The sequence below is a fragment of the Mycobacterium sp. NGS22 genome (assembly GCF_059813095.1).
In genome coordinates this window covers 1-11,412 of record NZ_JCALDY010000057.1, presented here as the reverse complement: position 1 = coordinate 11,412, position 11,412 = coordinate 1, and the positions used below count along the sequence as shown (strand labels likewise).

Genomic DNA, 11,412 nt, shown 5'->3' with positions numbered 1-11,412 from the left:
TGGGCCGGCTGCTGTCGGCGGGAGGGGATGGTTTCCACGGGCCCGAGAGATTGCTGCCTCATCTGAGCCGCCAGGGCGCGGTAGCGTTGGGCGGCCCCGCGATGCCGTTCGGCCGCATTCGTGTGCGACATCTCCTCGGCCTCGCGATGAGCGACGAGAGCGGCTTGGTCGTGGGCGTGCGCAGCCAACTGGTGAATCGCCCCCGATCGATCGAGTTGTTCGAGAAGGTGTTGCCGGGCCTCGGCGGCGTGATTCACCGCCGCGAGTGCGGCGCGACGCGCGTGCTGCACCTGCTCTGCCGTCGCGCCCGGATTGACTACCAGCTGCCGGTAGCGCAGTCGTAGCTCCTCGGCGCGCTCCCTGGCTTCCGCTGCACGCTTCTTGGCGCGCAGGTTCACTTCTTCCATCTCACTCATGCGCAACCCGGTGCAGGTGGCGGGGCCGCAAGCGGCGGCGCTTGAGCAGGGCGCGACGGGGACGCCCCCGGCCTCCCCGTAATGCGCTTCCCCTCGAATTCGGCGATCGTCTCATCATCGACGCCGGACGCACGTTTGTCACGGGCCGAAAGCGAAGGCGTGACGCCTATTCTGGTCACCGGAAAGACGATCCCTGCGCCGACACGTAGGACTGAGCATGAACATCGACAACGAGTCCGACACCACGTTGGAGGACCTTCGCGGCGATCTGGCGCAGCGTTATAAGTGGACACCGACCAGCGGCGGCTCCGTCGACAGTGCGGTCGTCGAGGCCGACATGGCCGCGCTCGAGCGCGACGGCTACGTCATCTGGGAGAACCTGCTCAGCACCGAGGAGTGCCGGCGAATCCGCGACGTCGTGCGCCCATGGCTGGGACACACCGGACGCAACTCGTTCGAAGGCCGTCGCACCCAGCGGATCTACAGCGTGCTGAGCAGGACCCGCGGGTGCGATCGGCTGGTCGACCACCCACGGGTACTGGCGGTGCTCGATCGGCTGTTGATGCCCAACTACCTGCTTTCGGCGTTGCAGGCCATCAACATTCAGCCGGGAGAGGCCGCCCAATTGCTGCACCACGACGACGGGTTCTATCCGGTGCCGCGGCCGCGGGCCCCGCTCGCGGCGGCGACGATCTGGGCGATCGACGACTTCACCGCCGACAATGGCGCCACTGTCGTGGTACCGGGCAGCCACCACTGGGGTAAGCGCCGGCCGGGTCCGGATGATCGGGCGATTCCGGTCGTCATGCCGGCCGGCTCGTGTGTCTTCTTCGTGGGGACCCTGTGGCACGGCGGCGGCGCCAACACCACGTCCGCTAACCGTCTTGCGGTCACCGCCCAGTACTGCGAGCCGTGGTTGCGGCCTATGGAGGCCTTCAGCTTGTCGGTATCGCGTGACATCGCCCGAACGGTCTCCGACGACATCCGCCGGATGCTCGGCTACAGCATCCACCCACCGTTCGTCGGCGCGGTCGACGGGCTGCATCCGCTCAGACTGTTAGGCCCGGACCCCTAGACAGCAGCATTCGCAACCTGACCGCGCCGGTTTGTAGGCTCTCGGACATGCCGTTCAACCCCGGGGACGTCTTCGCTGGTTACGTGATCCAGCGCTTGCTGGGCTCCGGCGGCATGGGTGAGGTCTACCTCGCCCAGCATCCACGCCTGCCCCGTTATGACGCGCTGAAGATCCTGTCGTTGCCGGCGACGGCCGACGTGGAATTTCGCGCGAGGTTCATCCGCGAAGCGGATCTGGCGGCGACGCTGTGGCACCCACACATCGTCGGCGTCCTCGACCGCGGCGAATTCGACGGCCGCCTGTGGATCTCGATGGAATACGTCGAAGGCACCGACGCGGGTCGACTGGTTCGGGAGCGCTACCCGAGCGGCATGCCAGAACACGAGGTGGGCGAAATCGTCACGGCGGTGGCGGACGCCCTCGATTTCGGTCACGAGCGCCGCCTGCTGCACCGGGATGTCAAGCCGGAGAACATCCTGGTCGCCACCTCCGAAGGTCCGCGGCGCAGGGTACTGCTGACCGACTTCGGCATCGCCCGTCGCATCGACGACGTCAGCAACCTCACCGACGCCAACGTCACGATGGGCACCATCAGTTACGTCGCGCCTGAACAATTGCTGAACAAGCCGCTGGACGGCCGGGTGGATCAGTATGCGCTGGCGGCCACGACCTTCCACCTGCTCACCGGGGCACCGCCGTTCGTCGACACCAATCGCGCCGTCGTCATCAGCCACCACCTCAATTCGCCGCCACCCCCCATCTCATTGCGCCGACACGAACTGACGCATCTCGACACCGTGCTCATGCGCGCCCTGGCGAAAGACCCCGAAGTGCGCTACCCGAGTTGCGCCGAGTTCGCCCAGGCGCTGACGCAGAGCTCCGGACGCGACGCGGTCGCGCCTTTGCCGCCGTCGCGGACTGACCTCGACGCCGCCGAACGGCCGTCGACCCAGCGTCTGGAGCGGGTCGTCATCCACGGAGCTGCCCGCCAAGTGCAGCGAACCGCGGTCGGCGCCCAAGACCAAGTCGGGATCCTGACGTTTCAGGTGGTCACCGACGAGCCCCTGGGCGACCGGGCAGCCCCTGTTCCAGTCGAGATCCAAACCGACCTGGTGCTGGGACGGCTCGCCGACGGCGACGAGGTCGAAGTCAGCGGCGCTTGGGACGGCAACACTCTCGACGCCGACAAGGTCGTCAACCTCTCCGCCGCGGCACCCGCGCGGCGCCGGCGGCCCAAGACCCCCGACAAGCCGCCGCGAGAGAAAACCCCGCGCCGGCGCACGTTTTGGATCCTCGCGGCGGCTGCGGTCGTCGTCGCGATCGTGGCGGCCGCCGTGCTCTATATCCGGACTTCGGGCTCGACGACTCGCCCCGGACCGGTCATCAAGCCGGTGAGCGCAACGGTGTTCGCGCCCGACGGCGCACCCGACAATCCGCAGGATGCCGGACTGGCGATCGACGGCAACCCAAACACCGCATGGTCGACGGTCACGTATCAGGACGCCGTCCCGTTCCCCAGATTCATCAAGGGAATGGGACTGCTGCTGCACCTGTCCGCACCGACCGCGCTCAGCGCCGTGACGGTCGACGTGTCGAGCACCGGAACACAGGTGCAGATCCGCTCGTCAGCGACCGACAATCCGACCAAGCTGGCCGATACCGTCGAGTTGACCCCGCCCACATCGCTGCAACCGGGCCACAACCGAATCCCGGTCACCGACCGGACCAAGACCGCCAATGTGCTGGTGTGGATCTCCACCCTGGGCACCACCAACGGCGAAAGCCGGGCGGCGATATCCGAGATCACCCTGCAGGCGCGGTAACGGTATTCTCACGCCGCCGGACCCGAGTTTGCCGGCGGGTAGCGACGGTGCCACCCACGCGACTGCGGCGCACCCACATTCCGGTGTCACATCCCCCGGCAAGGTGGTAATGTCATTACCAGAGCCAGTCCCGTTACCGCTCTGCGGAAATCAAGACTTTTCAGGAGCCAAAGATGCCGTCCCGCGACCTCGCCTTCCCGGTGTTCGACGCCGACAATCACTTCTACGAGCCCAAGGAAGCGCTGACCCAATTCCTGCCCGAGCACCGCAAAGGCGTCATCGACTACATCGACGTCCGCGGGCGCACCAAGATCATGGTTCGCAACGTCGTCAGCGACTACATCCCCAACCCGACCTTCGAGATCGTGGCGCGTCCAGGCGCCCAGGAGGAGTACTTCCGGCACGGCAGCGGTGGCAAGAGCTTCCGTGAGGTGATGGGCAAGCCGATGAAGGCCATCCCCGCTTTCCGCAATCCCGAGGCACGTCTGGAGGTTCTCGACGGTCTCGGCTTGGACTACACGCTGATGTTTCCGACGCTGGCGTCCCTCGTCGAGGAACGCCTCAAGGACGACCCGGATCTGATCCTGGACATCATCCACGGCCTGAACCAGTGGATGTATGAGACCTGGCAGTTCAACTACGAGGACCGAATCTTCTCCACCCCGGTCATCAACCTGGCCAACGTCGACCGCGCCCTGGAGGAACTCGACTGGTGTCTGGAGCGCGGCGCCAAGACCGTCCTGGTCCGGCCCGCGCCGGTGCCCGGCTACCGCGGCACCCGTTCCCTGGGTCTGCCGGAGTTCGACCCGTTCTGGGACGCCTGTGTGAAGGCCGGCATCCCGGTGTCGATGCACGCCTCGGACAGCGGTTACGCCGAGTACCTCAACGACTGGGAGCCCGGCGACGAATATAAGCCGTTCAAGCCGACCGCGTTCCGGATGGTCGCGATGGGCAAGCGGCCCATCGAGGACACCATGGCAGCTCTGGTGTGCCACGGTGCGCTGACCCGCAATCCCGATCTGCGTGTGCTGTCGGTGGAGAACGGCGCGTCGTGGGTGCCCTACCTCTTCTACCAATTCGAAAGCGTCTACTCGAAGATGCCGCAAGAGTTCCTCGAAGACCCGATCCAGGCGTTCAAGCGCTGCGTGTACGTCGCGCCGTTCTGGGAGGACGACTTCAAGAAGATGGCCGACCTGTGCGGCGTCGACCGCATCATGTTCGGTTCGGACTGGCCGCATCCGGAGGGGCTCTCCGACCCGATCAACCTGGTCGACGACCTCGAAGCGCAGGGTCTCGATGCGGAGGCGGTGCGAAAGGTGATGGGCGGCAACATGGTTGACCTGTTCAAGGTCCCCAACGAGATCGTCCACAAGCCGGACGTGCCCGCGCTCGTCCTGACCTGACCTCGCCAAGCGCAGGCGGGCGTGCCGGTGCAAGCCAGTGCGCCCGCCACATCCCGATCGCGATGAGGAATCATTTGGCTTGATGTCCTTCAAGCGGCGGGCCGCGCTATCGGCACAGGTGCTCGCAACGGTTGTCCTGCTGGTGCAGTGCGCCGCCGAGCCCTCTCCGCAAGCGACCAGGCCATCGCCGTCTGTGACGTCGGCGGCGCCCGGTTCGGGTTCGTCGAGTGTTCCGTCGCCGGCCCCGTCGTCAACCGGAACACCACCCGCCCAAGCGACCGTGCGGCCCGTCACCGCCGCCGAGTTGGGCACCACGTGGCGACCGGAGTGCCCCGTCACACCGGAGCAGCTGCGTCGGGTCGACGTCGCCTACCTCGGTTTCGACGGCCAGACGCACCGCGGCGACCTCATCGTGCACGAGGAGCTGGTGCCCGACGTCATCGCAATCTTCGAACAGCTTCTGCGACTTGGCTATCCGGTGGAGAAGATCCGCACCGTCGAGAAGTACCCGGACGCCAACGACGAGCTGTCCATGGAGGACAACAACACCTCGGCGTTCAATTGCCGACGAATTCCGGGCAGCGAGGAATGGTCTCCGCACGCCTACGGCCGGGCGATCGACATCAACACGCTGATCAACCCGTGCCTGTACATCACCGGATATTTCGAACCGGAGAACGCGGCGGCCTACCTGGACCGCAGCCGCACCGACCCGGGGCTCATACACGCTGGCGATCCGGCCGAGCGTGCGTTCACAGACCGTGGCTGGCAATGGGGCGGCTACTGGCGGACTCCCGACTACCAACACTTCGAGCGGGTTTAGAGACCCAGCGCCCGCGCCGTCAACGTCGCCACCTCACCACGCAGATCCGACATCGGTGGGCTCCCCCGGGTGTGAATTGAGTTCGCCAGCAGCACGACGTAGGTGTCGGAGACAGGGTCGATCCAGATCGAGGTCCCGGTGAAGCCGGTGTGGCCGAAGCTACCGATGGGAAAGACCATCCCGCGCGCCCCGGACAGGCCGGTATCGATATCCCAGCCAAACCCGCGCAGGTTTTGACCCGCGATCGCCGGATACCGCGCAGCGAACAACGGATTCCAGGTATTCAGTTTCTTGGCGATGGCGTCCCGGGCGGCGGCGTTGGCCGCGTCGAGTTGGCCTTCCGTATGGCCGGGCTGCTGGGGAGTCGTCATCATTTCCAAAGTTGCTTGAGACAACGGGAATTGGCTCGGGCGGCCGGCCAGGCGGTCCAACAGCGCTTGGGCAAAAATGCTGACATCGCGTGCCGTGGCGAACACACCGGCATGACCGGCGACTCCGCCCATTCTGCGCGTCGTCATGTCATGCACCGTGCCCCGAAGCAAGTAGTTGAAATCGGGGTTCTGGCTCGGATCGTTTCGGTTTTCCTCGTCGCGTGCTGTCGGGGCGATACGCGGCAACAGATCGGTGCTCCACGTACCCGCAGGGCAGGCCACCGGCACGCCTTTGGACGCGGGCGCCCAACCAATCGCCACGCCTCTCATCGTGTGCGGGCCAGATGCCTTGGCCGGGGGCAGGTATCGAGTTTCCTGCATGCCGAGCGGCGCGAAGACATGTTCCTGGACGTAGACGTCTTCGGCCTGACCGGTGAGTTTCTCGAGCAACGCGCCAAGCAGAAGGAAATTGATGTCGGAGTACCGGAAAACCTCACCCGGACCCGACTCGAGCGGCGTCGTGAGCGCGCGACGGATGCCTTCGGCTTTGTCGGCCCGCTCCAGGCCCCACGGATCTTTCAGTTCGACGTCGCCAGTCTCGCCGGAGGTATGCGTCAGCAACATGCGAACGGTCACCATCGCCCGCCGCGGATCGTTAGCCGTGTTGAAGTCGGGCAGGTACTGCTGCACGGGGTCGTCGAACCGGACCGCGCCTTGCTCGTAGAGCTGCATGATGGCGGTTGCCGTCGCCATGACCTTCGTCAAAGACGCCATGTCGAAGATGGTGTCCTCGGTCATCGGTTCCGCGGGCGCAGGCAAGCCATCCAATCCGGGTTCGCTCGCCAGCCGCCGCGAGCCGTAAGCCTGGTGGAAGACGATGTCGCCGCCGTGCCCGACGACCAGCACCGCACCTGGAAGTTTCTCTGCCGCAATGGCATCGTTGATCCGCTTGGAGACGGCGGCGAAGTCCGGGGCCGCGGCCGACACCTCGGGTAGGCCGGGAACCGTTGGGCTGTAACATGTTTGGGCGACAATGGGCGCCGGCGATGGCTGGTCGTTGTTACCGGACGGGCGCGCAGAGTGGCTTTGCGAGCAACCGGCAAGGAGTGTAACGACAACCGCTGCAACGGCTGCACCCTTTTTCGGGCCTCTTTTCATCATGAAGCTCCCGCCAGGGCGTCCCGCACATGACCCCTTACCCGCTCCAGTCGCACCGCGGCCTCTGCGGCGTCCACGCTTGCCAGCAGGGCGACGATCGCGGTCTTGGCGTGACCGCCCGCCGCCGCCAACGCGGCGGTCGCGGCTTCCTCGCCGACGCCTGCCGCGTCGCGGACGATGCGCACCGTGCGGCGGCGCAGTTTGGCGTTGGTCGCGCGCACGTCGACCATCCGCGGCCCGTAAGCCTTGCCGAGCGCGATCATCACGCTCGTCGACAACGCGTTGAGCACGACCTTCTGGGATGTTCCCGCGGTCAACCGGGTGGAGCCGGCGAGCACCTCGGGTCCGGTCAACAGTTCGATGACGATATCAGCGCTCGCTTCGCTGCGGGCGTTGTTGACGACCGCCACGGTGAGAGCGCCCACCGCACGCGCATGATCAAGTGCCGCAACCACATACGGTGTGCGGCCCGACGCGGTGATGCCGACCAGCGCGTCGGCCGCGGTCAGGTCGGCGAGATCTGCCGGGTCGAAGGTGTCTTCGGCGCCGTCGATCGCCCGGGTGAGCGCTGCCGGGCCGCCCGCGATGACACCGCGCACCAGGTCGGTGCTGAAGGTGGGCCCGCACTCGGCCGCGTCGAGCACGCCGAGCCGACCGGGCGTGCCGGCGCCGGCGTAGACGAGGCGGCCACCTTGGTCGAGGCGGGCGGCGATCGCCTCGGCCGCCGCGGTGATCTGCGGCAGTGCGGCCATCACCGCCGTGTGCGCCTCCCCTTCGGCGGTGACGAGCAGCCCGACGATCTCACCGATCGGCCGCGTGTCGAGGTCGTGCAGCTCCGGCCGCACCGCTTCGGTGCCCAGCGCGTCGATCCGGTTCACGGCGGCGGCCGCGTGCACGCGGATCACGTGCGGTTCGTGTATCTCTGCCAGGCGCAACGTGCCGTCGAGCGCATCGGCGACGGGCGCAACGCAGTCGATCTTTTCGCACAGCGCTCGATTTCCGGCCAGGCCGCCGACGATGGCCACCGGACCGTCGCCGAGTGCGCGGGCGGTCGCGGCGAGCGCCTCGGCGGCGGTGCTGACTATGCCCAATGCCACGGTGTCATCGTGGGCGACAAGTACATTGGGCGCAAACGACGCGAGCGCGGCGGGATCGGTAAGTTGCGCCGGCCACGTTCTCGGCGGGCCGAAGCGGGCTTCAGCGGCATCGAGAAGCGCGGTGGACGGGCCGCGGCCGTCGTGCGCGCGCAGGGCCGCACGCAGCCCGGCTGAACCGATCCACGCGCCGCCGCCCTCGTCGCCCAATAACGGGCCCCACCCGTCGGCGGTCCGCAGCGTGCCGTCGGCGCCGATCGCGAGTGCCACGACTCCGGTGCCGGCGATCAGCACGACACCCGGCTTACCGTCCAGCGCGCCGGCATGCGCGATCACACTGTCGCTGGTTACCGAAACCTGTTGTGCTTGCAGCGAACTCAGCAGCGCCTCACCGAGTGCGCGGGCCGCGTCGGGTGCCGTCAGTGCCCCCGCCGCGCCGACGATCACTTCCTCGACCCGCCCGAAATGACGTGCGACCGCCAGGATCGCTGCCTGGGCGGCGCGTACCCCGCCGGGTGCCGCGAGCCCCGGCGCGCCCGCCCCCTGAACCCTGCGGCCGCCTGCGGCGGCCCGACACGACGTCTTGCCGAGGTCTACGGACAGAATCATCGGCCTTAAGGTAGCTCGCGATCAGGCCGCGATACCCAGCTCCCGGTTTATCTGCGCCCAATATTGTGGGCCATCCAGGGTGAGAATCAGCCAGTCGTGGATTTGACCGTTGGCCAAGACGAAGCTCATGGGGGCATTTGCGGCCGCGGCAAGTTGCTTGAGGACCAGGGCGTCGGGCGACAGGATGTCGAGATTGCCTGTGTAGACCGTCGTCTGCGGCAAGTTGGTCATCGGCCCGTACAGCGGACTCACCATGGCATTGGTGACCGAAAGACCGCCCGCCCATTGCTTGCCGAACTGCTGGGCAAGTCCTACCGGCAGCAGTGGATCTTGTACGAATCCGATGTTGGGATTGGTCATCGACAGGTCCAGCCACGGCGACAGCAAAACCATCGATCCCGGACGGTTCGCCAGGTTCGCGATGTTCTGCACAGCCGCCAGCGCCAGGTTGCCTCCCGCGGAGTCACCGATGACGCTGACATTCGACGGACCATGCAGAGCGACTTGACTGGAGATGAAATTCGCCATCTGCGGTACCACCAGGCCGGCGGTACCGCCCTCCTGGATCAGCGGATAAATCGGCACCTGGACGGTCGCACCGGTTTGGTAGGACATCACCGAATAGTGGATCCAATGCAGGAACGACGGCGGGAAAATGAAGGCGCCGCCGTGCACGGCGACCACGTACTCTCCGGTCGGGTTAGCCGGCGTGATCTGCACGATGCTCATCCCGTTGGATGTGGAATACGAGACCGTTTCGCCCAGCAGCAAATTCAAGAACGGTGGCGGGGAGTTGCCGATGAACCACGACAGCGGCGGGATGTCGCTGGCCACCAGTTGCAGGAGTGGGTTGCCCGGGGTTGCGATGTACGTTTCGAGTCCGGACAAATTCAACAGCGGCTTCACCGGGTACAGCAGCGCTTCTTCGAATCGGGTGATCAACGATGGTGTACCGGTGAACCCACCGGTCTGGTTCGCCGGAATGGGCGGAGCAGCCGGCGCACCGAAGATCGTCGTGAAGATCAGGTTGCCGATGCGTTCGAATTCGCTGACGACGCCCGCCGGGAACTGCTGAACGAGCTCGGCGGCTTCCAACAATGAGGCGCCGGCAGCCTCAGCGCTGGCGTATGACGTTGCGGCACTGTTGAGGGCCTGGACGAATTCGTCGTGGAAGACCGCGACTCGCGCGCTGAACGCCTGGTAGCCCTGGCCATGCTCGGAGAACCACGCGGCGATAAGCGCCGACACCTCGTCCTCGGCAGCGGCCAGCACCCCGGTGGTGGCGCTCGCTACACCCTGGTTCGCCCTAGCGACGACCGAGCCCAGCGAAGCCACGTCCGTGGCCGCGGCCGACATGATTTCAGGCAATACAACAACAGAAGACAACGCGCCGCTCCCACCGCCTCGGGGCAACGCCGGTTGCCCGCCCCAATACCGATCGCCGAGTAATCGGAGCTTATGCCCCTCACCAGAAATCCCGTAGCAGCTTGGGAGAAATAGTCCGATGCGGGCGGGATCGCGCCAAAACGCCCCTGCCTTCCGCCGTGCTGAGTAGGCTGCCGAAAATGCAGGTTGCGCCAGAAAATCTGATCACCGCAGCACGCGATCTAGACGTCTTGGGCTCCGATATGAGGTTCGCCCATCTGCAGGCGGCGGCGCCGACAACCAACATCGCCACAGCCGGTGGCGACGAGGTGTCGGCTGCGATCGCCGACATATTCGCCTTCCACGGCCAGGACTTCCAGAAACTGGCCGAGGAAGCGGCGGCGTTCCACGACCAGTTCACTCAGACTTTGACCGGAACCGCGAACGCCTACGCAAACGCGGAGGCGGCCAACGCCGAGCTGTTGTCTCCGGCGGCCGCCGCCCCGGCCGAGGACAACGCCCTGGTGACCCTGGTGCAGTTGGGTGCGGTGGTCCTGTCGCCGTTTATCGTCGTTGCTTTGCTGGGGACCCTGTCCACGCTGTTGGCCACTTACTGGGCCGTGACGTTCTTGAGCACCGCTTTGGGCTAGTGGCTACCAGAGCTGGTGCACCGTGTCGGCCGATTCGCTACCCGTATCCACACTTCACGGGATCAAGATGTAGGTCAGCCCGGCCACAGCTTTGACGATGCGGGTGTCGAACTGACCGAAGCCCGAGGTGCGCCAGCCGTTGGCCGCCGAGGCTCCGTAACCGAAGTTCATCTCGGTGACGGTGACGTCGTCGCCGTCGACGGCGTCGACCCACGCGACGTGCCCGACCCCCCCGACCAGCGAGCTGCTGTAGACCGCGATCGAGCGGGGTTGTGCTTCGCCGACCACCGTCCAGCCCGCCGCCCGCGCCTGATCCGACCAGATCTCGGCGTTCCCGGTCAGGGCTCGGACGTAGTAGCCGGTGTGGACGTGGATCTGTTCCTGAGTGCCCCAGGTGCAGTAACCCTCCCACCCGGCCAGGGGGTTGTGGTCGGTGGTGGCGCCCTTGGTCCGGATCGTGACGGTGTCGGCGTTGACCGCCATAGGCATCGGGGTCCCCAGCAAGAGCGCACTGCTGACGGCGACGGCCGCCGCGCATCTCCTGGTTTTCATCCACCGCCCGCCTGACATTGTTCAGGACATATGCCTGCTATCGCTGCGGGGCGGACTTTCGTTTCACGACGCC

10 protein-coding genes and 1 pseudogene are annotated in these 11,412 nt (G+C 66.2%); 5 read left to right on the top strand and 6 right to left on the bottom strand.

Annotated features, from left to right (window positions below; translation table 11 throughout):
- Positions 1–407 (bottom strand): hypothetical protein (locus tag AC5Y47_RS25595; RefSeq protein WP_499947052.1); only part of this gene is annotated, 407 nt, incomplete at its 3' end.
- A gap of 226 nt (positions 408–633) precedes the next feature.
- On the opposite strand from AC5Y47_RS25595, the gene AC5Y47_RS25590 reads away from it, so the two are divergent.
- The 4 genes from AC5Y47_RS25590 (at position 634) to AC5Y47_RS25575 (ending at position 5,540) form a co-directional block, all read left to right on the top strand.
- Positions 634–1,491: a phytanoyl-CoA dioxygenase family protein gene (locus tag AC5Y47_RS25590; RefSeq protein WP_499947051.1), complete on the top strand. Its 858-nt coding sequence runs from the start codon at positions 634–636 to the stop codon at positions 1,489–1,491.
- Positions 1,492–1,538: 47 nt separating this feature from the next.
- Positions 1,539–3,314 (top strand): serine/threonine-protein kinase, encoded by a 1,776-nt coding sequence (locus AC5Y47_RS25585; protein ID WP_499947050.1) that lies wholly within the window; start codon positions 1,539–1,541, stop codon positions 3,312–3,314.
- A gap of 173 nt (positions 3,315–3,487) precedes the next feature.
- Complete coding sequence (locus tag AC5Y47_RS25580; protein ID WP_499947049.1) at positions 3,488–4,717, top strand: amidohydrolase family protein; 1,230 nt, start codon at positions 3,488–3,490, stop codon at positions 4,715–4,717.
- An 82-nt stretch (positions 4,718–4,799) separates the two neighbouring features.
- Positions 4,800–5,540, top strand: coding sequence for a M15 family metallopeptidase (locus tag AC5Y47_RS25575; RefSeq protein WP_499947048.1), 741 nt, complete (start codon positions 4,800–4,802; stop codon positions 5,538–5,540).
- On the opposite strand, the gene AC5Y47_RS25570 is transcribed toward AC5Y47_RS25575, so the two are convergent.
- From AC5Y47_RS25570 to lipY, 4 genes and pseudogenes are all read right to left on the bottom strand, one after another.
- Positions 5,537–7,069 (bottom strand): serine hydrolase domain-containing protein, encoded by a 1,533-nt coding sequence (locus tag AC5Y47_RS25570; protein ID WP_499947054.1) that lies wholly within the window; start codon positions 7,067–7,069, stop codon positions 5,537–5,539. The two genes, AC5Y47_RS25575 and AC5Y47_RS25570, sit on opposite strands and share 4 nt — an antisense overlap.
- Positions 7,069–7,947 carry an N-acetylmuramic acid 6-phosphate etherase gene (gene murQ, locus AC5Y47_RS25565; protein WP_499947053.1) on the bottom strand — a complete coding sequence of 293 codons (879 nt, stop codon included), beginning with the start codon at positions 7,945–7,947 and terminating at the stop codon, positions 7,069–7,071. Before murQ ends, AC5Y47_RS25570 begins: the two co-directional genes overlap by 1 nt.
- Positions 7,948–8,055: 108 nt before the next feature.
- Positions 8,056–8,772, bottom strand: a pseudogene (locus tag AC5Y47_RS25560) (N-acetylglucosamine kinase); the annotation flags it as partial.
- A 21-nt stretch (positions 8,773–8,793) separates the two neighbouring features.
- Positions 8,794–10,128, bottom strand: a complete 1,335-nt coding sequence (gene lipY, locus AC5Y47_RS25555; protein WP_499947047.1) for a triacylglycerol lipase LipY — start codon at positions 10,126–10,128, stop codon at positions 8,794–8,796.
- A gap of 209 nt (positions 10,129–10,337) precedes the next feature.
- Here lipY and AC5Y47_RS25550 point away from each other — a divergent pair, with 209 nt between their 5' ends.
- Entirely contained in the window at positions 10,338–10,787 is a 450-nt protein-coding gene (locus AC5Y47_RS25550) for a PE family protein (RefSeq protein ID WP_499947046.1), read from the top strand.
- A 54-nt stretch (positions 10,788–10,841) separates the two neighbouring features.
- Here AC5Y47_RS25550 and AC5Y47_RS25545 read toward each other — a convergent pair whose 3' ends face one another.
- Complete coding sequence (locus AC5Y47_RS25545) at positions 10,842–11,270, bottom strand: CHAP domain-containing protein (RefSeq protein ID WP_499947045.1); 429 nt, start codon at positions 11,268–11,270, stop codon at positions 10,842–10,844.
- Positions 11,271–11,412: the final 142 nt, after the last annotated feature.